This is a genomic window from Clostridium sp. (assembly GCF_050717515.1).
Taxonomy (GTDB): Bacteria; Bacillota; Clostridia; order Clostridiales; family Clostridiaceae; genus Clostridium_AD.
In genome coordinates, this window is record NZ_JBOITL010000022.1 from 65,587 (window position 1) to 91,761 (window position 26,175).

Annotated in this window: 24 protein-coding genes and 1 pseudogene; 3 read left to right on the forward strand and 22 right to left on the reverse strand. The window is 31.6% G+C overall.

Annotation, left to right across the window (positions count from 1 at the left end; all coding sequences use genetic code 11):
• The first annotated feature begins 78 nt into the window (after positions 1 to 78).
• Together ACREV6_RS07360 and ACREV6_RS07365 are read left to right on the forward strand one after the other, a co-directional pair.
• Positions 79 to 873: an ABC transporter ATP-binding protein gene (locus ACREV6_RS07360; protein ID WP_431577362.1), complete on the forward strand. Its 795-nt coding sequence runs from the start codon at positions 79 to 81 to the stop codon at positions 871 to 873.
• Positions 870 to 2,759: an FtsX-like permease family protein gene (locus tag ACREV6_RS07365; RefSeq protein ID WP_431577363.1), complete on the forward strand. Its 1,890-nt coding sequence runs from the start codon at positions 870 to 872 to the stop codon at positions 2,757 to 2,759. Before ACREV6_RS07360 ends, ACREV6_RS07365 begins: the two co-directional genes overlap by 4 nt.
• Positions 2,760 to 2,828: 69 nt before the next feature.
• Here ACREV6_RS07365 and ACREV6_RS07370 read toward each other — a convergent pair whose 3' ends face one another.
• The 5 genes and pseudogenes from ACREV6_RS07370 to ACREV6_RS07390 all read right to left on the reverse strand — a co-directional run bounded on the left by ACREV6_RS07370 (position 2,829) and on the right by ACREV6_RS07390 (position 7,178).
• The gene (locus tag ACREV6_RS07370; protein ID WP_431577364.1) at positions 2,829 to 3,197 is read right to left on the reverse strand and encodes a hypothetical protein; all 369 of its coding nucleotides are present in this window, start codon (positions 3,195 to 3,197) and stop codon (positions 2,829 to 2,831) included.
• Positions 3,198 to 3,365: 168 nt separating this feature from the next.
• A complete protein-coding gene (locus tag ACREV6_RS07375; RefSeq protein WP_431577365.1) occupies positions 3,366 to 3,686 on the reverse strand; it encodes a PadR family transcriptional regulator in 321 nt (106 codons plus the stop codon).
• Positions 3,676 to 4,326, reverse strand: a complete 651-nt coding sequence (locus tag ACREV6_RS07380; protein ID WP_431577366.1) for a hypothetical protein — start codon at positions 4,324 to 4,326, stop codon at positions 3,676 to 3,678. The genes ACREV6_RS07375 and ACREV6_RS07380 overlap by 11 nt, the downstream gene beginning before the upstream one ends.
• Positions 4,327 to 4,426: 100 nt before the next feature.
• Positions 4,427 to 5,672 (reverse strand): annotated as a pseudogene (locus tag ACREV6_RS07385) (dicarboxylate/amino acid:cation symporter).
• A gap of 48 nt (positions 5,673 to 5,720) precedes the next feature.
• Entirely contained in the window at positions 5,721 to 7,178 is a 1,458-nt protein-coding gene (locus tag ACREV6_RS07390; protein WP_431577367.1) for a UDP-N-acetylmuramoyl-L-alanyl-D-glutamate--2,6-diaminopimelate ligase, read from the reverse strand.
• Positions 7,179 to 7,352: 174 nt separating this feature from the next.
• Between ACREV6_RS07390 and ACREV6_RS07395 the strand changes: the two genes are divergently transcribed.
• Positions 7,353 to 8,213 carry an AraC family transcriptional regulator gene (locus ACREV6_RS07395; RefSeq protein WP_431577368.1) on the forward strand — a complete coding sequence of 287 codons (861 nt, stop codon included), beginning with the start codon at positions 7,353 to 7,355 and terminating at the stop codon, positions 8,211 to 8,213.
• 31 nt (positions 8,214 to 8,244) lie between these two features.
• Here ACREV6_RS07395 and ACREV6_RS07400 read toward each other — a convergent pair whose 3' ends face one another.
• The 17 genes from ACREV6_RS07400 to ACREV6_RS07480 all read right to left on the reverse strand — a co-directional run bounded on the left by ACREV6_RS07400 (position 8,245) and on the right by ACREV6_RS07480 (position 26,160).
• A complete protein-coding gene (locus ACREV6_RS07400; RefSeq protein ID WP_431577369.1) occupies positions 8,245 to 8,943 on the reverse strand; it encodes an ABC transporter ATP-binding protein in 699 nt (232 codons plus the stop codon).
• A 2-nt stretch (positions 8,944 to 8,945) separates the two neighbouring features.
• The gene (locus ACREV6_RS07405; protein ID WP_431577370.1) at positions 8,946 to 10,139 is read right to left on the reverse strand and encodes an ABC transporter permease; all 1,194 of its coding nucleotides are present in this window, start codon (positions 10,137 to 10,139) and stop codon (positions 8,946 to 8,948) included.
• Position 10,140: 1 nt separating this feature from the next.
• On the reverse strand, positions 10,141 to 11,274 hold the full coding sequence (locus ACREV6_RS07410) for an ABC transporter permease (RefSeq protein WP_431577371.1): 1,134 nt from the start codon (positions 11,272 to 11,274) through the stop codon (positions 10,141 to 10,143).
• Positions 11,275 to 11,425: 151 nt separating this feature from the next.
• Positions 11,426 to 11,590, reverse strand: a complete 165-nt coding sequence (locus ACREV6_RS07415; protein ID WP_431577372.1) for a hypothetical protein — start codon at positions 11,588 to 11,590, stop codon at positions 11,426 to 11,428.
• A gap of 262 nt (positions 11,591 to 11,852) precedes the next feature.
• A complete protein-coding gene (locus ACREV6_RS07420; RefSeq protein WP_431577373.1) occupies positions 11,853 to 12,899 on the reverse strand; it encodes a MerR family transcriptional regulator in 1,047 nt (348 codons plus the stop codon).
• A gap of 108 nt (positions 12,900 to 13,007) precedes the next feature.
• The gene (locus tag ACREV6_RS07425; RefSeq protein ID WP_431577374.1) at positions 13,008 to 13,766 is read right to left on the reverse strand and encodes an N-acetyltransferase; all 759 of its coding nucleotides are present in this window, start codon (positions 13,764 to 13,766) and stop codon (positions 13,008 to 13,010) included.
• A gap of 121 nt (positions 13,767 to 13,887) precedes the next feature.
• On the reverse strand, positions 13,888 to 14,145 hold the full coding sequence (locus ACREV6_RS07430; RefSeq protein WP_431577375.1) for a zinc ribbon domain-containing protein: 258 nt from the start codon (positions 14,143 to 14,145) through the stop codon (positions 13,888 to 13,890).
• Positions 14,146 to 14,277: 132 nt separating this feature from the next.
• On the reverse strand, positions 14,278 to 15,213 hold the full coding sequence (locus ACREV6_RS07435) for a helix-turn-helix transcriptional regulator (protein WP_431577376.1): 936 nt from the start codon (positions 15,211 to 15,213) through the stop codon (positions 14,278 to 14,280).
• 150 nt (positions 15,214 to 15,363) lie between these two features.
• Entirely contained in the window at positions 15,364 to 15,867 is a 504-nt protein-coding gene (locus ACREV6_RS07440; RefSeq protein WP_431577377.1) for a kinase, read from the reverse strand.
• 202 nt (positions 15,868 to 16,069) lie between these two features.
• Complete coding sequence (locus tag ACREV6_RS07445; RefSeq protein WP_431577378.1) at positions 16,070 to 16,801, reverse strand: ABC transporter permease; 732 nt, start codon at positions 16,799 to 16,801, stop codon at positions 16,070 to 16,072.
• On the reverse strand, positions 16,801 to 17,646 hold the full coding sequence (locus ACREV6_RS07450; protein ID WP_431577379.1) for an ABC transporter ATP-binding protein: 846 nt from the start codon (positions 17,644 to 17,646) through the stop codon (positions 16,801 to 16,803). The genes ACREV6_RS07445 and ACREV6_RS07450 overlap by 1 nt, the downstream gene beginning before the upstream one ends.
• A 169-nt stretch (positions 17,647 to 17,815) precedes the next feature.
• The gene (locus ACREV6_RS07455) at positions 17,816 to 18,832 is read right to left on the reverse strand and encodes a LytTR family transcriptional regulator DNA-binding domain-containing protein (RefSeq protein WP_431577380.1); all 1,017 of its coding nucleotides are present in this window, start codon (positions 18,830 to 18,832) and stop codon (positions 17,816 to 17,818) included.
• 269 nt (positions 18,833 to 19,101) lie between these two features.
• A complete protein-coding gene (locus ACREV6_RS07460; protein WP_431577381.1) occupies positions 19,102 to 19,860 on the reverse strand; it encodes a hypothetical protein in 759 nt (252 codons plus the stop codon).
• A complete protein-coding gene (locus tag ACREV6_RS07465; RefSeq protein WP_431577382.1) occupies positions 19,857 to 21,401 on the reverse strand; it encodes a GNAT family N-acetyltransferase in 1,545 nt (514 codons plus the stop codon). Before ACREV6_RS07465 ends, ACREV6_RS07460 begins: the two co-directional genes overlap by 4 nt.
• A gap of 58 nt (positions 21,402 to 21,459) precedes the next feature.
• A complete protein-coding gene (locus ACREV6_RS07470) occupies positions 21,460 to 23,232 on the reverse strand; it encodes an ATP-binding cassette domain-containing protein (RefSeq protein WP_431577383.1) in 1,773 nt (590 codons plus the stop codon).
• Positions 23,229 to 24,977, reverse strand: a complete 1,749-nt coding sequence (locus ACREV6_RS07475; protein ID WP_431577384.1) for an ABC transporter ATP-binding protein — start codon at positions 24,975 to 24,977, stop codon at positions 23,229 to 23,231. Before ACREV6_RS07475 ends, ACREV6_RS07470 begins: the two co-directional genes overlap by 4 nt.
• A 301-nt stretch (positions 24,978 to 25,278) precedes the next feature.
• The gene (locus ACREV6_RS07480; protein ID WP_431577385.1) at positions 25,279 to 26,160 is read right to left on the reverse strand and encodes an AraC family transcriptional regulator; all 882 of its coding nucleotides are present in this window, start codon (positions 26,158 to 26,160) and stop codon (positions 25,279 to 25,281) included.
• Between the last annotated feature and the right edge of the window lie 15 nt (positions 26,161 to 26,175).

Here is a 26,175-nt window from a genome sequence, read left to right on the forward strand (position 1 = left end):
GTAACCTAAATTCGATGGCAGGAAGCGCAGTCAATAGGTAGAATAGTGGTAAGCTTTTATTTTATGAGGAGGATTTTTATGAGTATTGTTATTGAAACTAAGAATTTAAAAAAAGTTTACGGCTTAAAAGGTATGACGTCCAACGTTTTAGACGGACTTGACTTGCAAGTGGAAAAGGGTGAATTTCTAGGTATAATGGGCCCTTCTGGTTCGGGTAAAACTACTCTTTTAAATATCATTTCTACCATCGATACACCTACTAGTGGGAGTTATTTCTTTGAAGAAAAAGATATGAAAGATATTAAGGGAAAGTCCCTTTCAACTTTTAGAAAAGACAAAATAGGCTTTATATTTCAGGATTTTAACCTACTGGATACAATGTCTGTTCAGGATAATATAGCGCTTCCGCTTGCCCTTAGTAAAGTAAATCATCTTGAAATAATAAAAAAAGTAAATGAAATAGCTGACTTTTTAGGGTTAAAGGATCATCTAAGCAAATATCCATATCAACTCTCAGGAGGACAAAAGCAAAGGACTGCAGCAGCTAGAGCACTTATAACTTCGCCTTCTGTTATATTTGCAGACGAGCCTACAGGAGCATTGGATTCGAAATCAGCAGCAGAACTTCTGCAATGTCTTATGCATCTAAATGAAAAATTTAAGACTACTATAGTAATGGTGACTCACGATGCCTTTGCTGCCAGCTACTGCAGAAGAATAATGTTTATAAAAGATGGAAAGATTCATGCAAAACTTGACAAAAACGGAGAAAGAAAAGAATTTTTCCAAAGAATTATGGACATGGGAGCATCCATGAGTGGCGGTACAGATTATTACGCGCAAAAGGAAGAAAACATGAGGGATTTCAAATGAACTCCTTTGGCATAGCTTTCGATAATTTCAAGAGAAATATAAAAGTTTACAGTCTCTATATAATGTCTATGATTTTTTCTGTGCTTGTTTTCTACAATTTTGTAGCACTAACATATAATCCTGATTTTCAAAAGGCTAATGAAACTACTCATTATATTAAAGGAACATCAATTGCAGTTTCTTACTTGCTCCTTTTATTTATTATATTTTTTATCTGGTTTTCAAGTTCCTTTTTTTTAAATCAAAGAAAAAAAGAAATTGGAATTTATGCTTTTATGGGAGTATCCAATACTCAAATAGCCCTTATTTACTCTATAGAGCTTATTTTTATGGGGATAACTGCAACGGCTGCGGGGCTTTTGCTTGGAATTGTATTTTGCAAGCTATTTTTGATGATGCTGGCTAAGGTAGCAATACTCAATATGACAATAGGTTTTTTCATATCTACTAAAGCAATAATTAAAACTGCGCTTACATTTTTTGCAGTCTTCTTTGTAAATGCAGTTTTAGGTTATATAAATATATCTAGAAGTAAGTTAATTGATTTGTTTAATGCATCTAAAAGAGAAGAAAGACTTCCAAAGGTTAATTATGTAAAGGGCTTGTTATCTCTGATATGTATGTCTGTAGGATATTACTTTGCATTGCATGCTCTTGGTAAAAAGTTTGAAATAAATTTACTTCTTGCCCTTATATTTGTAGTAATAGGTACCTATTGGTTTTTTGGCTCTGTCTACTCCATAATAATGAAATTTATAATAAACCGAAAGAAAATATTGTACAATGGAGTAAATATAGTGTGCATGTCTAACATTGCCTTTAGAATTAAAAATAATTATCGAACTTTAGCAGCAGTTGCTATATTAGCTACAATTACTTTAACTTCTTATGGAACAGTAGCATCTCTTAAATATTTTGTTGAAATAAGAGATCATATACAAAAGCCTTATGAAATTTCTTATATGTCATCGGATGATAAATTGAAGCAGCAGGTAAGAGACAAGTTAACATCATCTAAAAAAGATATAATCCTTGAAGAAAATACTGAAGTCCTTATTATAAAACCCCATATTTATGCAGAAAATGAATCACCAATTGAAGAATATGTGGCATTAAAATATTCGGATTTTATAAAAATTAGTTCTGATCTAAAAGCAAAAAATCTAAAAATTTTTAAAGAAGAAAAATTGTCTAAAGGTGAAATTTTATATGTATCACCCCCTAGTGTTATAATGAGTCTTTATGATTACAAAAATGTAAAAGCTTCTATAAATAATAAAGATTATACTATAAAAAATACACTTAAAACCCCTATTTTCGGGAATGCTATCCCCCTTTGTCTGATATTAAATGATGAAGACTATAATTTACTTAGGCCCACTGCTGGCATATATGAGTTTAATGGTATAAAAATAAATAATACAGACAATATTAAATTACTAGAACAGGAGTTAATTAAAATTAAACCCATTAAAGAATCTTTACATGTAAATGTTAGTAAAGATAAGTCTTCCTACAGCATTTTTGGAATAATTTATTTCCTTGGAGCTTTTCTCGCACTTGTTTTCATAATTGCTACAGGAAGCATTATATATTTTAAACTTGTATCCGAAGCTTATTTAGATAAGGACAAATATATTTTACTAAAAAGGCTTGGAATGACGAAGAAGGAGATTTTCAGAGCTACTACAAGGCAAATAGGAATGTCATATCTGCTACCTTTAATTGTAGGTATAATTCATAGTTGCGTTGCAATGTCTGTTTTAAGCAAACTCATGGATTTCAATATAATGGTACCTGCCATCTGGAGCATTGTTATTTTTATTGTAGTATATATAGGTTATTTTATTGCTACTACAAGGAAGTATATGAAGATAGTTCTTTAATTTAGGTAAGGAAAATCCATCTTCTCATGTCATCGCAATATTTTTTTAGGTTTGCCCCAGTAATTTCCTTTACTTGTTTTTTTTATTGGATGCAATTCTGCCAATAGCAATAAACAAAAAAAATGTACCTGCACCAATGAAAACAATAATACTAGAATAATTAATTGCATCTGAAATTTGAATTATTCTATTTAAAAACCTCATTGCAGAAACACCAAACAAAAACAAAATGCCATAAAATTCTGGTCTCATTTTTAAAGTTTGATTAGTTTTAATTGCAATCATATAAATTTTAAGACAAAATAATGCAATAATTATTACAAATATATTAGAAAATATATCCTCGTTCTCTAACCTTGTAATAAATAGCATTAAGCAATTTAACAAAACAGTTAAAGCAGTAATTAAATATATAAAAATGGTTTTTTTATCCTTCATTTTTTATAAACCTCCTTATAATACTAATGAATTCAGAAACACTTAAGGCCCCATATAATTTCCAACTATTACAACGTAAAATACTTAGTTACCTTATTTTTACATACATGTATAAATAATGTAACTAAGGGTATTTGCGAAAGTGTGCTTTCCGCACAAAATTAGTAATTATACCATCCAAACCCCTTGAACCGCATCAGCTATTTTATCCCAGGTCAATTTAAAAAGCTCCATTTCCTCTACCCCAGCTTGAGTTAAAGTATAATATTTTCTACATGGACCTATTTGTGATTTTTTCTTTACACCTGAAATTAATTCCTTTCTCTCCAGTCTTAATAACAATGGATATAATGAACCTTCCGCAAAATCTTTGAATCCCACTTCTTGTAGTTTTATATAAATTTCATATCCATAAGTCTGTTCTTTAGATATTATTTTGAGAATTACTCCATCCATAAGTCCTTTTAATAGTTGAGAACTAATTGCCATTTTGCTCACGCTTTCCGTTAAATCTATAACTGAGTTTAAGTACAACATATAATAGAATTTGTAATATTATCATTCCCATTATAAGTTTTTTTGAAACTACAATATCTTGTGTCAAATTATATATTAACTCTCCCCCAAAAATAACTATATACATTGGAGTCAACTGTAAAAAAAGTTGTACTAAACTTCTGGTCCAACCTTTTAATTTATACACAATCTTATAATTACAATAAAAACATATTAATCCTGATATAAACCCAATTGCGGAAATAATAATAGTGGCAAAAGAAAGTGCTACTGAACTTCGAGTTACTAAAGAATTTACTATATAAAAAAACGTACATATTAAAGATAATAAAAGCGCATTTTGAAATAAATGACCTATCCATTTCCTTATACTTAAAGTTGAATAGTAAGTATCTACAATCTCAGCAACAAAATCATCTATACTAGACCCAATCGCCTCTGAAAAAGACTTACCCTGACTTTGATTCCTGTAAAAAAGATCAATTAAATCAGAATATACTTCATTTCTAAACAAATTTGGAACAACCTGCATAAGTTTTGAGTTTATCACTTCAAGCGCTTCATAATACTCTCCCTTAAGACAATATTTTTCCTTCCTGTTTATCCTATTCATATTTATCATCCCCCAAACAAACTACCATGCTTTACATGATAGTCACATTTTATAGCATAGTAGTTTGTTTGTCAATATTTGCTTGGCGTAATTATGTAAATTAACTAACCTTTAGCCATTTATCCCCATCAACAAATCTTGCAACGAGCATTGCACAGGCTGTGTTTCCTGTTGAGTTTAATACTGTGGCTGGTGCATCTATAATTGTGCTAATAACAACTATTATAGGAAGCGCTTCAGGTGGAAATCCATAAACACTTATTATAAGCATCTCTCCAATCATTCCACCACCTGGGATTGCTCCCATAACTGCTCCTACTAAAAAATTTACTGCAAGTATTGATAATACCGTTTGAATATTGTTAATGTCTTTACCAAATAAGCCAAATAGAAATACTATTTTTAACACTCCGCCAATAACTGAACCATCCTTGTGTGTGTTAGCTCCAAAGGGTATTACCGTTTCTGCAATGTCTTTTGGTACACCTATTTTCTTCGTAGCTTCAAGATTAACCGGAATTGATGCAGCACTTGAACAAGTAGCTAGTGCTGTTACTGTTGGTAAAATTGCATTTTTCCAGAATGCTCTAAAGCCCATTTCCCCTGCTGATAAATAAGAATATATGCTAAAAAATGTAATATACTACTGAAATCCCTAAATATAAGAGGAAGACCTTTAAATATCCTTGTAATATCTGTGCTCCGAGCTGCCCAACAACGGAGGCAAAATAACATCCAAGTCCAATTGGGGCATAGTACATAATAATGTTTACCATTTTCATCATTATAGCTGTAATCGAGTTTAAAAAGGTTTTTACAACTGTTGCTTTTTCACCAACTAATGTAGTTGCTATTCCAAATAGCACAGAAAAAATGATTATTTGAAGCATATTATTTTTTGAGAATAGTCCTGAGAAATCTCCCACTGTAATTGTGTTTACTAGTCGCTCAGCTAAAGATATTTTTTCAGCTTCCCTGCCAATTTCTCCTCCCACCTTAGATAAAATAGTTTTAACGACTTCCGCATCTAATCCTTTACCTGGATTAAAAATCAATGCTGCTATAATAGCCAATATACCAGATATCAATGCAGTGGCTACAAAAATTATTGCAATACTTATCATTATTTTACCAAGCCTATTCGTACCACCCATATTAGCTATAGATGATGCTACACTAAAGAACACTAACGGCACTATTATAGTAAACATCATGTTTATAAATATTTGTCCAAAAGGTTCTAATACTAAAGCCTTGGGACCTAAAATAATGCCTATTATTCCGCCTATTAATATTGATAAAAGTAACACTAAGGACATCTTATAATTCTTTAAAAAGTTCTTCATATATATTTAGCCCCTTTTTATATTAAATCATCATCTGCGATGCTGCAATTAACGACTTAAAAAATATTTTTCAACCACTTCCTCGTCACTAAAATGTATAGTTTCCTCCTTTAATATTTGATAATCCTCATGTCCCTTTCCTGCAATTATAACCGTATCATCGCCTTCTGCCATACTAAGTGCTTTAAAAATCGCTTGCTTTCTATCCTCTATTTTTTCATAGCTACAACTGGTTTTAGCCACTCCTATCTCAATATCCGCAATTATCAAGTTTGGCTTTTCCACTCTAGGATTATCTGAAGTAATAACACAGTAGTCACTATACCTTCCTGCTATTTCACCCATTATTGGTCTTTTACCTATGTCTCTATTGCCACCACAACCAAAAACTAAAATTATTCTACCTTTAGTAATTTCCTTAACTGAGGTTAGTATATTTTCTAGTCCATCTGGTGAATGGGCATAGTCTACTATAGTTAAAATGCCTTTACTATTTGGTATGGCTTGGAATCTTCCCGGTACCCCCTTCAGCGCCCTAACACCCTTTATTATGTCATCTAAATTTAGACCTAGGCAATAGCAACTTGCAATTGCAGCCAATGCATTATACACACTAAATCTTCCTGGTATATTAAGCTTAACTTCTCTAATTTCGCCATTATGATCAAGTTTAAAATTCATGCCACTACTTGTATAATTGATATTTGTTGCTCTAAAATCACAGGCATTCTCTATACCATAAGTTATAATCTCACAATTTGAGGTGGCCCTTATGTCAATTGCAACTGCATCATCTATATTTATTACTGCTTTTTTACACATCTGAAAAAGCTTTAACTTAGCATTTTTATAATTCTCCATAGTTCCATGCTCTTCTAAATGATCTTGAGTTAAATTTGTAAATACACCAACATCAAATTCACATCCATAGACTCTATCTTGAGATAATGCACTGGAGCTTACCTCTATAGCTGCATGGGTTGCTCCATAACACAGCATTTCTGCAAAGGATCCTTGAAGCTCGATGGAATCAGGTGTAGTTGGATTCAACTTTTCCGTTTTCAATTTTTGCCTTGAAATAGCATTTTCTATAGTACCAATAATTCCACATTTAATCTGAAACGTTTCAAGTATTTTTGATATAAAATAGCTAACTGAAGTTTTTCCATTGGTACCTGTAACACCTATGATTTTTAGTTTTTCTGTTGGATTTTCATAGTAGTTTTGAGCTATTATAGCCATTGATTTTCTTGCTTTTTTAACTTTAATGACTGTAATATTTCCTGGTATATTGGGAATTTCATATTCTACAACCAATGCTATAGCACCATTGTTTATAGCCTCTAATGCAAAATTGTGTCTATCTATATTTTTATTTTTTACTGCAATAAAAAGTGAACTGCTATCTACTTTCCTTGAATCCCAAGTTATATTGCATACCTCCAAATTGAGATCCCCCACTAATATCTCATGATCTATTCCTTTTAATAACTCATACAATTTCATACTACTTCCTCCTATTAAATTATCATCTGCTGCAGCTGTTCATCATCTTCGATGCTGCAATATTTACCATTAGTTCCTAATAATTATTATATGCCACAGATTTACTATTTTTATTGTAGATAATGCTTAATATCTTGCATAAAGTGCTATAATATTAATATCTGAGGTGTTTATATGGATAATAATGATTCTACGCAAAATATAAAAAGAGGGTACCTTAATGAAGATTTTCTTTTCTTTAATCTAAAAGATCAGAAAAAAAATGAATTTGAAATTCACTACCATGATTTTAATAAAATAATTGTTTTTATTTCAGGAGAAGTTACATATATAATTGAAGGAAAGTCTTATAAGCTAAAACCTTGGGATATATTGTTAGTTGGTAAAAATGACCTTCATCTACCAATAATAAGCCCAACTGTGCCTTACGTAAGAATGATATTGTGGCTAAATCCATTGTTTTTAGAAGGCCATAATAAAAACAACTGTGATTTACTAAGTTGTTTTCAATTGGCATCTGAGCGAAAGCTCAACCTTATTAGATTAACCAATGACCATATAACTTCATTAAAACAAAACCTAGCTGACATTGAACAAGAGATGCAAGATGTGGCTTTCGGTAGCACTATATTAAGAAATGCTTTATTTATTCAGTTCATGGTAAAAATAAATAGATTATTTCTTGGAATGGATATACATGAAAATATTGATGACATTAAATATGACCCTAGAATAGAAGCTATCCTGAGCTTTATAAATTCAAATCTAGATAGGGATTTATCTATAGACATGCTTTCAAAAGCATTTTATTTAAATAAATATTACTTGATGCACTTATTTAAAGAAGAGACAGGCTACACCTTATATAGCTATATTCTAAAAAAGAGAGTTATAAAGGCTGCCAATCTTATAAAAAGTGGCATGCAATCTGGAGAGGTTTGCGCGCAATGTGGCTTTGGGGATTATTCTAGCTTTGTACGGGCCTTTAAAAAAGAATTTGGGCTATCACCTAAGCAATATTATAAATCCAATTAATGCATGAATCAGAGACTGAAAATAGTAACAATTACTGTTTTACAATAATACCATCTTCTATTATAATAGTTTTTTTGCAAAAGCTTGCAAGTTGTTCGTTATGAGTAACAAGAATTACTGTGGTATTACTTGTATCATTAATATTTTTTAATATATTAATAATGTTTAAACTATTATTTTTATCTAATGCACCTGTTGGTTCATCAGCTAAAATTATATCTGGTTTATTAACTAAAGCTCTTGCTATTGCAACTCTTTGCTGTTGTCCACCGGATAATTGAGTGATTTTTTTATTTATAGACTCATCCATACCAACTTTTTTTAAAGACTCTATTGCCAATTCTTTTATTTTAGTTTTGCTTAATTGTTTACTTTTACCTAAAAGTAGGTTTCTATATATAAGAGGTAATTCAACATTTTCAATAACATTATATTCTGTAATCAAAGAAAAATTTTGAAATATAAATCCCATTTTAGTGTTTCTTATTATAGCTAATTCTTTATCATTATAATTTGTAATATCTTTACCATCAAATTCAAATTTTCCACTAGTACTGTTGTCTAGACATCCAATCAAATTTAACAATGTAGATTTCCCAGAGCCTGATGTTCCTATAATTGCTAGCATGTCCCCTTTTTCTATACTTAAATTAACCTTATTTAACGCATAAAGAGTTTCCTCTCCATCTCCATATTTTTTTACAATTTCTACTAATTTTATATAACTCAAAATTAATTCCCCCTTATTAAATCAACAATATTTTTCTTTAATATATTGGATTTATATATTAAAAATGTTATAAAAACTAGAGTAATAGAAATGATAAAAGAAGGTATACTAGATTTAATAATTAATAATGTGTTTAAGTCCATTTTTACTACATAATTTGTAACAATTAGAATAAGAATAGATATAAAATTAGTTATAAACAGTGACAAAGATATTTCTCCACATACTAATCTTGATAATTCTTTACTTGTTGATCCTAATGCGAATCTAATTCCATATTCTCTCTTTCTAAAAGTAATGTAGCTTATTAATATACCTATAAATCCTATGCATGATAAAACAGATAATAAAAATGAGAATGTTAATGTCATCATAATCCAAGGTTTGCTAATCCTATATATTTGAATTATCAATTCATTAACTTTAAAAAATTCAAGTGATGTATTACTATACTTAAGTTTTGAAAAATAAGTTATAAATTCATTTAAGTCCTTCATTTTTTTTGTTGAAACAACAGTGTTACGAGATTTCATTCTAATATCAATACTCTCATCAAAAAAGTATGGTTTATCAAATGGTATAATAATAGAATTTTTTAAAGAAGTAATCGATGATTTATCACCTATCCTAGAATTCCAAAAAACAGCATTTTTATTTGTTATTCCTATAACTTTTAATTTGAAATCTTTTGGTCGGTTATTTTGCTGCATTTTAGCAGTAATTACATCACCTACATCCCATTTGTTTGATAAATTATTACTAATTATAATTGGAAGCTCATTTTGGATTTTTTTGTAACTGAAAATTTTATTGCTACCTTTACAAATATCGATATTATATAAATCAATAGCACCTCTATTGAAAAAAACAGCATTAATCTCGCTTTGATCGACTTTAACTTCGTCTATACAATAACTTCCTATTTTATCAACCATTTTATTTTTTGAAATTTGTTCATGTATTTTATTAATTGAATTCAGAGGATCTTCATTTTGTGAACCTACTGAAATTTTAAGTAGTGCTGATGTATCTTTATTAACTAGTTTATTAATGTTATTTTTTACTTCTATGTTTTTATTTATTAAAGTAAAAGCAAAATTTAAAGATATAAATACTATAATTAATTGAAAAAAAACTAATTTAAACTTTATACCTTGCTTTGTTATAGATTTAATCAATACTCGTAATCTAAACATACTACTCCCCTTTTAATTCTGTTATAAGATTTAACTTGAAAAACTTTTTCACACTTATTATTGATATTAAAAAACTCATTATAACAGTAGCTAAAGAAGTTACTATTATATTTAAATAACTAAATTGCATATCTTGTATATTTAAAATATTTGTGAAATTGTTTTTAACAAATGGCGTTAATAAATTTGCAACTATAAATGCAGAAACAATAGCACATAATGATACTAATATAAGTTCGATAAATATTTGTTTCCAAATTATTTTTCTGTTTGCACCTAAAGCAATACTAATTAAAATATTTTTTTTGTTTTTTAACATTAAATAAAACACTAAAATAATTATATTACTTACAGATACTAATATAATTAAACAACTTACAACTGTAGTTATTGACACCGTAGTATAAAACTGAGATAAGTTTTCGCCTATTTCAACTTGGGCTGCCTTTATATTGGGTAACTTATTAACATCATTTAATATTTCATTCATTTCATTTTTACAATTATCATTGTTTTTCAATAAGTATATGTTAATTGTTTTTATATTTTTTTTCATTTTATCAGGCAAAGATTCTAATGGAATAAAAACAGAACCTAGATAATTAGAAAAATTACGTAACTTACCTGCAGTACCTATAATTTCAAATTTTTCTCCGCCTAAATTAATATAGTTATTTTCACTTATTTTATTAGCTTCTACACCAGTACCTATAACAGCGATTTTAGCTTTTGACTTACTTTCATGTGGGTTTAAGTATCGTCCGCGAGTAATTGTGGGAATCCATTCCGGTGTTTCATCAAATAGTACTGGTTGAATTGGGATTTGCCACACGCCACCTCCACCAGCTTTTTCTGCCATTAAACCGTCTATTCTGATTGCTATTGTTTTTGAATGCTTTTTTAAAATATTCGTTAATTTATCATAATATATGTTATTTAAATCTTTATTAATATTAACGGTAATCAACTGTTGGTGGCTTAATTTACCATTTGTATAGTCAATATTTATATCTTTGCTACATTTTAAAAAAGTAAATCCAAATGAAATCACTAATATAGCTGAAAAATAACCTATATATATTAAAAAATAATGAAAAAAATTGCTCTTTATTTTTCTTAAAATTAATTTAAACATTGCGTCACTCCAATATTAATTTTATAGTATTAAAATAAAATAGTAGTGCCACCCTTACTACTTTTCATAAAACCTCAATCATGTTAATGTTATAACATAATTTTCTAATTTTCAAGTTATTTTACAATTTGTAATAATTACTTAAGATTTGTTATAAATTAACTAAGGCGCAATATTCTCTTTGATAATTTTTTTTGTTTTTTCTATGTTTAATAATCATCACAACAATAATTACACTAGAAGCTGTATAATAAAACAATAGCCTACTAACCCCCATAAGTACCATAACTTTTGGTAGCATTTCCTTTATTTCCATATACTTTTTTCAATATCTTTAACTTTTAATATCGTATTCATCTTTATCACTCCTTGTTTATCTCTTACACTACTTTACCATTATTCTATTTTTTCAACTATCGATTTACCTTACCGTAACATTACCATTGTATAAGGTTTCGGAGCCCAAATAAAGTAGACACAGGCATTTACCTGTGTCTACTTTATTTGTTTATTTTTACATACTTATAAAAATAAACATCCCAGGGGTGTTTTCGAAAGAGAACGATTGAGCTTACTATTCAGGCTACTTGAACTACAAAATTGAACTCATCAATTTGAGACACATTTAACCTTTTACCATACTTTCCAAATTCATTTTGTAATAACTCAATGTTTGAATAATACTCGTCTTCAATTTCATCAATTTGTTTTTTTGTTAGACTTTTCATGATTTCTTGCTTTTGATTTTCATTTTCAAACATAAGGTCTCCAATTATTATCTTTCCATCATTCTTTAAAATCCTTAGCATTTCCTTAATGGCAATTCCCTTTTCCACTTCATTCAAGTGATGGAATGCATAGGTGGATACAATAATATCAAAAGTATTATTTTCAAAGGGAATCTTTAAAAATTCTCCTAGTCTCAGTTTTAGCTTTGGAAATTTTTCTTTTGCCACATTTAGCATTTCCCTAGATTGATCTAGTCCTGTGATATGAAATCCTTGTGTTAAAAATCGATTTGCAAGATTACCGGTGCCCACACCTATTTCTAATATTTCAACTTCTTTATCTATATCCCTGGTTGCTTTTTTAAAAATCGTATCTAAAATCACTTCATAGTTTTTATAAATTTTCAAACTACCTATATCTCTTTTTACATCTTTATCATAGTTTTTTGCCCATCCATCAAAATCCCATTTATCCTTCCAGTTTTCTTTTATTTTATATATTTCATTCATCTTTTTAATGGATTCAATAATGCTTATATGATATTTTTCATCATTTGCATCATAGATTGTATCCATTATTTCTTCCAGAGAACTTTGAATCAGTTTTGCTCTATGAACTTCATTGTTTATAATTTCCCACTGCTTATAAAAATGATTTAATACATTATTCTTATAATCATTCTTCAATATATCTTCTATATCTTCTATAGGTATATTTAATATTCTATACATAAGAATGGTCTGTAATTTTATTAAGTCCTTATCTGTATAATAGCGATAATTATTTTCCTCATCCCGCGCAGCTATTATTAGCCCCTTTTTCTCGTAAAATCTAATCTTATTTGTTGTTATATTAAACAATTCTGCCACTTCTTTAATACTATACTTTATTTCCACTTCTCCACCTCATACCAATAGATTTTTTAGAAGGTAAGTTTTAAGCTTAATCTCTAACTTAATTATAGTATAAACCTTTACCTTAGGCGAAGGTCAAGTGGTGAAATATCACAGGCTATTTTCATCAAGAAATTTAATAAATTTCTTTTCTGATAAGATTTCATTTGTTACAAATTCACCATTAAAGAAAAAGCTATATGTTGTAAATGGTGATGGTGCATTTTTTGCACTAACTAAATTTTCATATTTATGTATAGTTAATTCAACACTTCGCTTATTAGCTATTTCTTTTATTATTTGAACATATTTTTCTGTATGTGGACATTGATTGGAATAATATACTACCAACCCATCTTCTAAAATTTTGCTTTCTTTGGCACAATTTTTAAAAGATGGTTTTTCTACACCTTCTTCAAAGGGAAGATACAAAAGTTCATAATATGGCTTGGCAGTGTCAGCTACTTTAAACCCTTTATATTTCAAATGTTTTCCATCACTTAGATATGGAATTTTATCTTTTGATGAAAGTACAGCAATTCCTTTTTTTCCTATAAATTTACTATCTTTAATACATTCATCTATTAATAGATTTGATATTCCTTTTCCTTTATATTGTCCAGAAACCCAAAAGCAATCAATAACCATATATTCATCTGCGTTAATTGGATACCAAGCTTTTTCACCAGGTATATATTCAATAAACACTTTACCTCTTACATTTGCTTTTTTAAAAATAAGTCCGTCTTTAAATCGTTCTTTAAGCCAGTCTTTTTTAGACTTAGCACAACATTCCCCTTTTTTTTCAGCAATAGCACAACATATATGTTCTTTATCTATATTGTTTTTTGTTATCTGAATAAGTTCCATAATAATTCTCCCTTTATTTCATTAAATGATACCACATATAATCTGACAACATTATGTCATATTATATGTGGTACCATTTTTCTATTCTTTATTAAGTTTCACAATTTTGAAATAATCGCTATTATTTTTCCCATCTTTTAAGCTTAGGAAAAGTTTTTTTCAAAAGCTCCCTTGCTTCGTCTTCATCCATTCCATCTTCCTTCATAAAAGGAACGCAAATCTCAATTTCTTCTTCCATAGTTATGTTTACTGAAGTGAAATTTCCTTTTTGGTAACAGTAAGTGCAATAATCAGTATTAGGAGTTCCGTCACTATTTGTACCAAAAACCTCCTTAGAATTCATAGGCATACCGCAGCTTTGACAAATTGAATTTTCCATGATATTATCCCCTTTCAACATACAAATGCTTAACTTTGCATTTGATTATTATATTTTTATTATAACTAAACAAACATGACAACAATATGTCCTGTTTAATTATAAATTAAAATTTTTTATTTATTTCTTTGATTATGACTTATATATATCACAAATTTTTTCTGCCCTTTCTTTAATAATTTTTCTTATATGAGCAGGCTCAATTACTTCAACTTCACTTCCAAAGCTTAAAACTGTACTATAAACCCATTCATCTTCAGGATAATCTACTGTTACTATTATATCCCCCTCCTTAGTAAGGACCATTTGCTCCTCATCAAAATAATCATCAACCTTTGATCTTACCTTTTGTGTGAATTTCATTACTATGTGCTGAATTCTATCATTGTTCCATCCGTTCTCAAAGGGTACTTCAGTTAATGTCTTTTCTCTTTGTTTAAAAAACTGTTCTAAAATAGTTAGTTTTTTCATTTTTGATAATTTAAATAATCTATAATCCTCTCTATACCTGCAATATCCATACAAATACCAAGAAGATATTTTTAGAACTAAAGACATTGGTTCTATACATCTTTCCGTTTGCACTCCATTTAAATTAGTGTAGCAAAATGAAACTAGTTTATTTTCTTCTAACGCAGGCCTTAATTCTTGAATTTTTCTCTTTTGAGTATTACTTTCACCCCATGGTGTAAAATCTACAATAAAATAATTCCTTCTTTTATTAAAATTCTCAATACTTTTTTTTGGTATCAACCCGCATACTTTTTCAATAATATTTCCTATATTTTTATCCTCATAAGTTTTATTAATTCCTTTTAATGCCGTAACTAATGACAATATTTCATCTTCCTTTAAAAAGTTTTTGTCCACCTTATAGTTTTCCATTATGGAATAGCCACCATTTTTTCCTTGGCAAGAAATTATGGGTATACCAGCTTTGCAAATTGACTCCATATCTCGATGTATTGTTCTCACCGATACTTCAAAATACTCCGCAAGTTCACTCGCCGTGACCTTATGTTTGTTTATTAAAAGCATTGTAATTGCAAGTAATCTATCTACTTTCATTTTTTTACCTCTTTATGTATGATAATTTTAATTTTCCACTTCATTTCTAAATTCTAGCCTGCTCAAGTTGCTTTGCACTTATCTACAGTTGTGATGCAACTTATGAAAAATACGACATAACTTAAGCTAAAATCATTTGAAATTTATTACTTACTTTATAACATCTTGATAGATTATATCCACTATTTCATTTAACATTAATTCTTTATGCAGGCATATTTCAGGAATGATATCCAATAAATCTTTTTCATTCCACCATTTTCTCATTTCCTTTTCTCCAAATTCATGTACATTAGGCTTTTGTTTATGACGATTTAAAGTTTCTTCAAAAGGTATATCAAAGTAATATGCACAAATTTGGTTGTTGAATTTATTAAGTAAATTTTCAAATAATTTTTTATACCACTTTGAATTTAAAATACCTTCCAAAATTACTATATTGCAATGGCTTTTTCCGTATATTGCAAGTTCCAACAATAACTTACTCGCTTCTGGATTGGCTCCATCTTTCACAAATAGCATTTCTCTTCTAACGACATCTTGTGAAATTAGCATTGTACCATGTCCAAATTTTCTTTGTAAAGCCTTGCCTGTAGTAGTCTTACCACTTCCAGAATTACCTCTTAGTATTATTAATTTTGCCACTCCATCCATCTGATATCTTCCCTTCTGAATTGAATTACTATTTACCTTTATGCCAATTATAAAAATCTTTTAGTTCTGCTTTATTGAACTTGTTCGCACTTTCAATTTTAACATTTACGTCACCTAATATTCAAAAGTTGAAACAACAACTTTTGAATATTAAGAATACCTGTTATTTTACATGTTTTAAGCATATTACTGAAAACCATTGTTATTTATCTAATCCCCTTTTATCATAAGTGCAAACAAACGCAACTGCAGCAATTAATATCCATACCAAAACTACACATAGGCTATAGACGGACTCAATACCAATTGTTTCACATTTAAATACCTTTTCCAGCATTAGGTTCATATTATAATTAGGCAGGAACTCTGCTATTCTTGTTAGTGTTTTATTTAATTTTGCAAATATTGGTATCATCAAAAGAATCATAATCACAGGCATACCAACTACTCCTGTAGCCATTTGATTAGGAGCAATCACTCCAATCACAGCCCCAATTTCTATCATACTAAAAACTACTAAAGTGGTTATTAATATATATTTCCCTAAATACTGGGCATTAAACCCAACTATAAAAAACATTGCTACATTGATAATTACCGACACCAAAAGTGTTATCAGCGCCTTTCCAGTTAAAAATTCTAAGGGTGATACACCTGAAAGCATAAGCGTTCGAAGAGTATTTTTTTCTTTTTCTTCAGCAATCAGCATCGCTATAACAAAACTAGATACCATTGTAAGGTTCATACCTAGACACATAATTAGTATATCTACCTTTCCTATTTGATCACTGGATGTATTTCCTCCGAATAGCTTTGAATAGATAATGCTAAACATAATTGGCAGCATGCACATCAGCAAAACATTCATGTTTTTGCCTAAATCCTTTATTTCCTTCTTAAACAATGCTTTTACTCTTCTTGTTGAAAATTCCATTATAGTTCCCTCCCTGTAAGGTTTAAGAATATTTTTTCTAAGCTTGGCTCTAATGAATGAATTGCTAGCAGCTGCCCTTCTTCCATCAAAGTTTTAATTTTGGAAGCACCTTCTGCATCATTTTTCAGCATAATTTCTTTATGATTGTCCTTCAAAATTACTTTTATATCATCATTGATGTATTTTAGTTTTAAAGCTTCCGGATTTCCTATATCCACTATTTCACCAGCATTTAAAAAGGCTACTCTATCACAGAGTTTATCTGCTTCCTCCATGTTGTGAGTGGTCAAAAATATAGTAGTTCCTTCCTCATTAAGCTTTCTAAGTAGCTTGTGAATCTCTAAAGTTGTGCCTGGATCTAATGAAGAGGTAGGCTCATCTAGGAATAGTAATTTTGGTTTGTGAAGCACGGCTCTGGCTATCATAAGTCTTTGCTTCATACCCTTTGAAAGCTTTTTAGCTTCTTTTTTTATAGTTTCACTCATACCTATCTTCTCTAATATTTCCAAAACATTTTTCTTAGGGACAGCATTTATATCTGCATACAGCATAAGATTATCTAAAACGGATAGCCTATCATACATTCCACTAGTATCAGATAATACTCCAATGTTTTTAACAATATATTTTTTATTAGCATATACCTCTTTTCCAAACACCTTAACCTCACCACTAGTTGTTATTAATTGAGCAGTTAATAGTTTAATAGTAGTAGTTTTTCCTGATCCACTTGGTCCTAAGAAACCAAAAACTTCACCTTCTTTAATACTGAAAGTTAAATTCTTCAAAGCCGTGTTTTCTTTAAAATCTTTTCTTACATTTTTCATAGATATAATATTTTCCAATTTAAAAACCCCCTTTTGTTTTCCATAATTCAATTATTACAGAAATTAAATATCACCACCATAAAATAACTACCAAAAGAGTATTCTATTGGTTGAATGACAGCTTTTAAGGGTTAATTGGAGCATATATTTTCTAAATGGAACAATTTTTCTACCAAATTTCAGGAAATCATAATTTTAGTACAGTTTTTAGTTCCTCTAATCTTCCTTTAGACAAAGGAATGGAACTCTTTACTTTATCATCCAGACTTAGGCTGTAGCTATTCCTTGTCCAGGTGATCATTTCTTTAACTCTCTGCAAATTTACAAGGTAAGATCTATGACATCTGAAAAACCCAAAATATTTTAATCTCTCCTCTAACTCTGTAAGCGAAAGAGTACAAGGGAACTTTTCTCCTCTAATGTATAAATTGCTAATTCCCTGTTCGCTTTCCACATAGTCAATCTCTTTAGGATCAAACAGCAATGTTCTTTCCTCTACCTTGGCAGAAATTTTTTGAATTTTATAAATTGAATTTTTATCCTGGGCTACTTCTGTATCATTAATAACTTCTTCTCTGTCATTATTAAGCTCGTCCAATCCCTCATCAGTTAATCTATAAGCCTTTTCAGAAAGCATAAGAGTATCTTTAAAAAGCACAGATGTAATTAACACAGCCGTTCCAACAGATCGTAATTCCTCGATATTTTCTATTATTATTTTAGCTCCATTCCTGTCCATATTAAGAATTGGCTCCTGAAATATTAAAAGTTTGGGCTGTTTTAATCTTTCTCTTGCAAAGCTTACTCTTCTTCTTTGAGAGTAATTCAAGTTTTTTATTTTTATATTACCAATGTCTAAGAGCGCAAGCTTAAGCATTATTTCTTTATAATCTACTTTCAAGCCTAAAATATTAGAGAAAAACTTCATATATTCCTCTATAGTCATCCTCTCATAAAAAGTGTCTTCTCTTAGTACAACTCCAATACTACAAATATTAGTTTTAAGATACTGGTCATTTCTTACGTCTTCTATATATATTTCACCTTTTGCTGGTGTTTCTTTTCCTAAAACCAAATTCACCAGCAAATCGCTTATTTCATTGCTGCACTCTATACTTATAGAACTACTTTTTTTTATATTAATATCTATATCTCTTATCACATTATTCTTTTGTTCTTTATATAGACCTTTGATTTTCAGCATATAAAACATCCTTCCAAATTTTATACCCTAATTTTATCACAAAAAAACGTGATATGTTAATTAATTACTATTATATCCCTTAGTGCTAAAATATCGTTAACAAAAAAAAGCGCTCTCTCCTTCAAAGATTAGCACCTTTTCTTGTTTGGCCGTTGATTTTACTGCATTATCTGTTTTTATCTATAGTTACTCCATTTGTTTATAGCTATATTTTTATGGCTTATATATTATTCATATCTACTTTTAAAATACCTACTTTTATTATAACACTAATCTTCCACCCTAAATTCCTTCAAGGAATTATCAAACCTGCCTCCAAGGCCTTCTTCTGCCTCATTAAAAAGTTGCTCTTTAATAATAAAGCTTCCGCCTTTATTATTAGAGGCAATATAATATACAACCATTTTATCATTCCATTTTGTACCTACTGAAGCTGAAATTCTCAAAGCATTCATTGGGGTATTTACTTTACCAGTGTTGCGCACTACCATATTACTGCTTTTAAGTTCATTTTCCAGTTTGGAATAAATTTCTTGAGGTTTAGTGCCGCTTACTTGCTGAATTTCCATATAAACTTCCGGCAGTTTAGAATCCGTTGACTTATTCTTTGGAGTAATCTTATCTATGCCTGCTAGATGTTCTACCTTAAAATAGTCTTCATCAATATATATTGTATATCCACTTTTGCTTTCTACCAATGTCACTTCCTTCTTATAGCCCTGTCCCTCCAGACTCTGAACTACATTTTTCTTTGGAGCAAGTATGGATTTAACTTTATTTATTGCTGAAACTCCAGGTGGTGTTCCAACTGCTACAAAAATGAGAAGAACAGCTGCTGCTATCCCTTTGGCTAAGATACTGACCCAGGTTCCTCTGAGTTTAGGTTTCCTGTATCTTTGTGGTTCCACATTAACCCTATAATCCACTACGTTATCAATATTAGTCCAAATACTGTCCTTAATTTCAACTGCTTCTTTAGTGACCTTTAGGAGGGCCTTTTTTATTCTTTCATCAGTTTCATTTTTCATTTTGCACACTCCTCATACTTATCCATAATCTTCTTGAGCTTTTCTCTTCCTTTAAAAAGTCGTGATTTTACTGTATTTGTGTTAATTACGCTGCTAAACTCTTCAGAATATGGCATCCCAAGCTTTGGATATACTATATAGGTATCTTTTTTCTTTTCTCCTACGAATATTTCTACTCCATTATAATTTTTATCAAGAGTTAATTTATACACTCCATTTACAATTACGTATTTGCCATTAATTTCTCCACCAAAGGCAGAGTCTTGTCCTCTAAAAATCACTCCCGTATTCTTTTTAAACTGAATATTTTCCCCTGATTCTAATGTTACCTTAATAGCAAGTTCTACTCCATAAATAGATGGCTTTTTCAAAAAGCACTCTACAGGTATTGAAACTTTCTTATTTTTTGCTAATTCGATTTTAAACATTCTTTTAGAAAAATCTATATCACTGCATTCAGGAAGCTCAAATTCAAATATTCCATTCTCATTAATGTAGCTTTCAATGTCAATATACATATTGACATTTTCTCCACTACATCTCTCTAAGTCATCACATTCTAAGGATATTTTTGCTGGAAATTTAGGAACTATCCCAAGCTTAAATAGTGCTTTCTTACTATTTATAACAACCTCAGCTACAACTCCAGGATGAGTTTTAAAATTACCAAACTCCGTCGCCATTTCTGATATATAAAATTCTCCTTCAACTATTTCTTTTTCTATAACGTCAATTTTTCTATTTAATGAAAATTTAATGTTCTTATCATCCTTACCTATTATTTCAACATTTAATGGTTTACCTGTTTTATTAATAATTTCATAAGTAGCCTTGTAGCTCCTACCAAAAATTAGATTTTGCGAATCAGCAGATAGCGAAATCTTATAATCATCTGTTTCAATAAGTCTTACCCCTCTACCCCTTCTTTCAAATTCCACCCTAAGCTTTTTCCCATTCTTATCCCAGTTGTACTCATAAAAGTCAAAACCGTTTTCACCTCTTCCATCTGGTTCCATATTTATTGTTCTTTTCATGTCATTATACCAATCTGCATCCTTAAAATAGTCCTTCACTGCCTCAGTATGCATAACAGTTGGAATGAAATTCATAAGATGAGTAGTATCCTGCCTATTTTCAAAGAAATAGCCACACTTTTTGTATAAAGGTATTGCTTTTGTATTTGCAGGCCATGTATATAAATCCAGACGAGACCACTTAAGTTCAATAGTTCTTTCTACTGCCTTCTTTACAAGTGCCTTACCAATTCCCTTTCCATGACAATCATATCTAGCATTTAAAAGTCTAATATGTAGTGCTCCCTCATCCTTTAAATATTTTGAAAATGCACAGTACCCAAGTACCTCATCACCAAGTATAGCAAGATATGTATTTATGTCAGTTGAGTTTGCATGATCAGCCAGTACACTTTCCTCTGTTTGGTTACAGTTTTCCCCATTAAATCCTTCAGTACTCTTCTGCCACATTTCTGCAATAGCCCCTGCATAGGCTGGAGTGTATTCTACAATTTTTAAACCTTCCATAATTACCCCCTATTATATTCTGTTTTCGTTTCTTTTCTATATTAGACAAGCTTTTGAATCACCCCTCATAAATCCTAGCGAATTCCTCACAACGTATTGACAGTTCATCGGCTTTTCCGCAACCTATGACATGGCCGTCCTTCAAAAATATAATTTTATCCGCCCGATCTAATACATACTTTTTGTTTGATGCGATTATGCAGGCGAATTTCTTTTTGACAATATTTTTTTCAAAACGGTTCCAGAATTCCTTTTCCGTTTCGATATCAATTGCGCTGGAGCTATCATCCATCACATACAGCTCGGCATCATGAATTAACATTCGTGCCAGCGCAAATCTTTGCTTCTGACCTCCCGAAAGTCTGTTGCCTCGGCTACCTGCCAGCGTATCAAGTCCGTTTTCCATTTCGGCAACATCACTTTCAAACACTGAATTATACAGGGCTTCGCTGATTTCGACCTCGCTTGCATGTCTGCCCTGCAGCAGATTCTCACGTATCGTATCGCTGAACATTCTTGTAATCTGTGGCGTGTATGCAACATTCGGCGGTACGAAAAACTCCTTCTGGTGTTGAATCTCGGTACCGTTCCAGAAAACCTGCCCCGAATCTTTCGGAACGACGCCCGTCAGAACATTGAGCACAGTCGATTTTCCCGAACCAATCCCACCTGCCACAACAAGAACCTCTCCCTGCTTCAACGTAAAGCTTATATCGTATATACCATTTCTGTCATCATGAGAGTATGTAAGATTTCTTACATTAAACTCCGTAAGTGGCATTCTTTCCATACATCCATATTCGAATTTTTTGATGTCTCTAAAGGCGCTTAAGTCGCAATGTGCGGTCAGCTCATTTTCGCTTCGTTTCCCCACAAGTTCAATGATACGGTCATATGAAACCTCTGCCTGCTTTGTTTCCGACACTAGCTCCGTAATCCTTTCCACACAGTTTGCAAGAGTTCCGAGATAATACACGAACATGCTAAAGTCACCTATGGGAAACTCTCCCTTCATCATACTCTTCGCAACAACAAGCAACATGACAGCAGTACCTATATATACCGTGCTACCCGTTACAGCCTGCAAGCTTGATTCGAACAACTTATCCTTCAGCACAACATCAAGCCTTTTTCTATTCAACTTTTCATAATGCTTCAAAACGCTGTCGTTCTCACCAGAGGCTTTGATTGTCTGAACAAGATTTGCTATGTCACTGATTGTCTCGCTTACCTTCTCGTGAATTTCACGGTTAACCTTACGGTTTTCCTTGATTTTCTTTGAAGCAATGCCGATTATCAGTATCGCCAGGGACAACGGGATAAAGATATAGATCGTTACTCTCCAGTTGATTATCAATAGCGATGCGATGGCAATCAAAGAATACACCACATATCCCAGCACTTCCGACAGAAGTTCCGCCGGAAAAGCGCAGGCCGGAACATCATCGTCAACAATCTCAAACGCCTTTTCTGATCTGCCGGCGATGTTTTTGATATTTTTTTGCTTATATATAATTTTCATTATGTTGTTTCTCAGAAGATTTTCATAATAGAATCTCTGAGTAGTATCCATTACTGCACATACCTTGATGGCAGCAATTCTCAGCAATGCAACTCCAAGAATCCCTGCGAGAAACAGCTTTACTCCGAGAAGCTCACTTGCGCCACTGCGTGATCCAGCTTCAACGGTGTTCAGAATCTCACGCACAAAATATGCCACTGCTGCGGCTTGTGAAAAAATCAATATATTGCAAAGAAGGCTGATAATGAAAATCCACGGCCTGTAAACTAGTAATCGCCGCAAAAGCTTAGAATATCTTGACTTTTTCATTTGTTCTCACCTCCATATTCAACTTCCATCGCTTTGCACAGGCTGTAAAACCTTCCAGATTCATCTTTTTCCAGTTCTTCTTTTCTGCCGTATTCAACTACTTTTCCGTCCTTTAGTATCATTATGTTGTCGGTCCATCTCAGTGCCGAAAGTTTATGTGCAATGGTAATGACCGTTCTGTGGAGTGTAAGAACGTCGATTGCAGACAGAATTCTCTGCTCAGTCACATAATCCAGCCGCGAGGAAATTTCGTCCAGGATAACGATTGCTGGGTCTTTCAAGAACAAACGGATTATAGAAATCAGCTGCGCTTCGCCTGCTGATAGATTATTTTCCCCCATCGCAAGATATGTGTCAAGCGCTTCAGGAAACTTTCCGAACCACTGTTCCAGCCCCATCTGTTTTATGGCGTTATGTATCGCCTCGTCTGAAAAATCCTCGTTATATAATGTTATATTGTCCCGTAAGGTTCCGTGAAGAAACTGAACCTCCTGAGTGCAGTACGCAATTGTATCGTGTAGGTTTTCGCCTTTCAGTTCCTTTACACTTACTCCGCTAAGCAGTATCTCACCGCATTTAAACTCGTACAATCTTGCCAGAAGCTTCGCCAGCGTGGTTTTTCCAGAGCCCGTCTCGCCCATGACACCCAGCCTTTCTCCCCGCTTAAGTTCAAAGCAGATATCATGAAGCACATCATTATCCTCAGAATACCCGAAACTCAGATCCTTTACCGTAAGCGTGATATCCCTGCCGCTTGTTTCTCGCGATCCTTCAGCAATCCCGCTCTCGATGTCTAGCATTTCCTTTACCCTTATAAGCCCGGCTTTTGCCTCTTGCAGACTACTTATATTGTTTCTGAACTCCTGAAGCGGGTTATAAATCAATTTCGAATATGTATAAATGAGATATACTGTTCCCAGTGTGATAAGACCTTTGCCCCACAGCACAACTGCAATACCCAGCGAAAGCACAGTGACGATAGCATCGAGAATCGTTGATACACTCCATAGTTTTGAATACATCATTGCCGCAGGAAAGCTTTCCTTAAACCGCTTTTTCATTGCCACCTTCAAGCTGTGAAGCGAATATTTCTCTGAAGCGTTAATTCGTATTTCAACAGCGTTGTCGATTCTTTCCTTCATGATTCCGTTAAATTTAGAAGTGGCTGCCGACCTGCAGACATATAATTTCGTACCGTAATCCTGTATGGCCTTAAAAATCCAGACCGTAGCGATACAAAACAACAGCATAACAACAGCAATTAACAGATTTTTCTGTGCCAAAACTGCCAGAGCAACCACCATAAACACGGTGCTTGCTACCAGCTTGAAAATCAGCGTATAAAAGTATGAGAAAAGCCCTTCGACATCTTCATCCAACCTTGTTATCGCCTCACCGCTTGTCCACTTTTCATGTTGTTCCATATCTATTTTAAGAAAGTGCGCCAATACATCTTTTCTGAATGAATTGGTGATTTTCCAGCCGAAACACTGTGCAAAATATGACTCACATGCGCCCGCAGCCATCTTCAGAATGATTATGACCAGGTAAATCAAAACTATCAAGCTGATATATTTGAAGGATTTTCCGGATTGTGCGGAATCAATAAAATAACTCAACACCTGTGGCGCAACGATTTGAAGCACGATATTAACAATAAAAAATATTGCCAGGGATATCATGATTTTTCTTTCACCTTTAAGGTATTTTTTTAAAAATGAACCAAAATATTTTTTCTTTTTCATATTACATCTCCATTTTGGACTTGATTTTGTTTACAAACTTAAAGCAAATCTGCTTGATCAAAATCCCCTGTTGCAACATAGGCTTCACTATGGCTTAATTTTACTCTTTAAATACTCCATATAAAAGATATTAAATTTTTCTATATTGTTCTTTACACAAAAAGCTACCACACATTGTGGTAGCTTTAAATAATTCAATTCCCTAATCAGCATAGACACATTCTTCAACGTTCATACTAAGCTTCTTAATAAGAATTTCATATATGGTTTTACAAGATATAAATATATTATACTAATTAATCTATTTTCTCCTTATAGGAATCCATACTTCGCACTTATATCCACTCTGTTTTTCATCATTCCAAAAGTTTTTTTCAATACATGGACCCTCTGCTTGTTCAAATCCAGAAGAAGGGAACCATTCTGAATATATACGTCTCCAAATATTTTGTATAATTAAATTATTGGGCACATCTCCATTACCTTCAAATACTGCCCATGTGTGTTTTGGTACCTTTAGTATAGTAAATTCATCTGGTATATCTTCTTCGAACTGTTCAGCTCCCATTATATATTTTCTTGTTCCATCTTCTTCAAACCCATAATGAAATCCATTTAACAAAGTGCCTTTGGAGTTTCCTAGAAGTTCATTTATCCTATCATGTGTTCCATTTTTAAAAATCTTATTAATAAATTTTGGTATCTCCCCATACGCAGCATCATTAACCGACGTTGTTACAAATTCTGCACCAAATACTTTAAAATCTCCCTTTTCAACTATTCTATAAATAATTTCGCATTCTCCCTTTATTGATATCTGAAAAGACATTTTGGTAAAAGCTTTGATTTTTCCATTAAGTTTTTTTAAAGCCGATGGGGATATTCCATGCAGTCTTTTAAAAGCTTTAGTAAATGCTTCTGGATTTTCATAACCATATTTCAATGCTATATCAGCTACTCTTTTGTCTGTTGCAACCAGCTCTTCTGCTGCAAGGGTAAGTCTGCGATTTCTTATGTACTGAGTTACTGTAAATCCTGTTAATGCATAAAAAACACGCTGAAAGTGATATCGTGATGAGCATGCAACTTTTGATATTTCATCTATATTAAGTACTGCGTCCAAATTTCTTTCAATGTATTCAAGTGTATTGTTAAGCAATGTGATTGTTTCCAACTTTCTCATCTCCTTTTAAAATCA

Coding starts and splice junctions, on each gene's coding strand:
- ACREV6_RS07360 (WP_431577362.1), top strand. CDS start 79: ATGAGTATTGTTATTGAAACTAAGAATTTAAAAAAAGTTTACGGCTTA.
- ACREV6_RS07365 (WP_431577363.1), top strand. CDS start 870: ATGAACTCCTTTGGCATAGCTTTCGATAATTTCAAGAGAAATATAAAA.
- ACREV6_RS07370 (WP_431577364.1), bottom strand. CDS start 3,197: ATGAAGGATAAAAAAACCATTTTTATATATTTAATTACTGCTTTAACT.
- ACREV6_RS07375 (WP_431577365.1), bottom strand. CDS start 3,686: ATGGCAATTAGTTCTCAACTATTAAAAGGACTTATGGATGGAGTAATT.
- ACREV6_RS07380 (WP_431577366.1), bottom strand. CDS start 4,326: ATGAATAGGATAAACAGGAAGGAAAAATATTGTCTTAAGGGAGAGTAT.
- ACREV6_RS07390 (WP_431577367.1), bottom strand. CDS start 7,178: ATGAAATTGTATGAGTTATTAAAAGGAATAGATCATGAGATATTAGTG.
- ACREV6_RS07395 (WP_431577368.1), top strand. CDS start 7,353: ATGGATAATAATGATTCTACGCAAAATATAAAAAGAGGGTACCTTAAT.
- ACREV6_RS07405 (WP_431577370.1), bottom strand. CDS start 10,139: ATGTTTAGATTACGAGTATTGATTAAATCTATAACAAAGCAAGGTATA.
- ACREV6_RS07410 (WP_431577371.1), bottom strand. CDS start 11,274: ATGTTTAAATTAATTTTAAGAAAAATAAAGAGCAATTTTTTTCATTAT.
- ACREV6_RS07415 (WP_431577372.1), bottom strand. CDS start 11,590: ATGGAAATAAAGGAAATGCTACCAAAAGTTATGGTACTTATGGGGGTT.
- ACREV6_RS07425 (WP_431577374.1), bottom strand. CDS start 13,766: ATGGAACTTATTCAGATAACAAAAAACAATATAGATAAAGAACATATA.
- ACREV6_RS07430 (WP_431577375.1), bottom strand. CDS start 14,145: ATGGAAAATTCAATTTGTCAAAGCTGCGGTATGCCTATGAATTCTAAG.
- ACREV6_RS07435 (WP_431577376.1), bottom strand. CDS start 15,213: ATGAAAGTAGATAGATTACTTGCAATTACAATGCTTTTAATAAACAAA.
- ACREV6_RS07440 (WP_431577377.1), bottom strand. CDS start 15,867: ATGGATGGAGTGGCAAAATTAATAATACTAAGAGGTAATTCTGGAAGT.
- ACREV6_RS07445 (WP_431577378.1), bottom strand. CDS start 16,801: ATGGAATTTTCAACAAGAAGAGTAAAAGCATTGTTTAAGAAGGAAATA.
- ACREV6_RS07455 (WP_431577380.1), bottom strand. CDS start 18,832: ATGCTGAAAATCAAAGGTCTATATAAAGAACAAAAGAATAATGTGATA.
- ACREV6_RS07460 (WP_431577381.1), bottom strand. CDS start 19,860: ATGAAAAATGAAACTGATGAAAGAATAAAAAAGGCCCTCCTAAAGGTC.
- ACREV6_RS07465 (WP_431577382.1), bottom strand. CDS start 21,401: ATGGAAGGTTTAAAAATTGTAGAATACACTCCAGCCTATGCAGGGGCT.
- ACREV6_RS07470 (WP_431577383.1), bottom strand. CDS start 23,232: ATGAAAAAGTCAAGATATTCTAAGCTTTTGCGGCGATTACTAGTTTAC.
- ACREV6_RS07475 (WP_431577384.1), bottom strand. CDS start 24,977: ATGAAAAAGAAAAAATATTTTGGTTCATTTTTAAAAAAATACCTTAAA.
- ACREV6_RS07480 (WP_431577385.1), bottom strand. CDS start 26,160: ATGAGAAAGTTGGAAACAATCACATTGCTTAACAATACACTTGAATAC.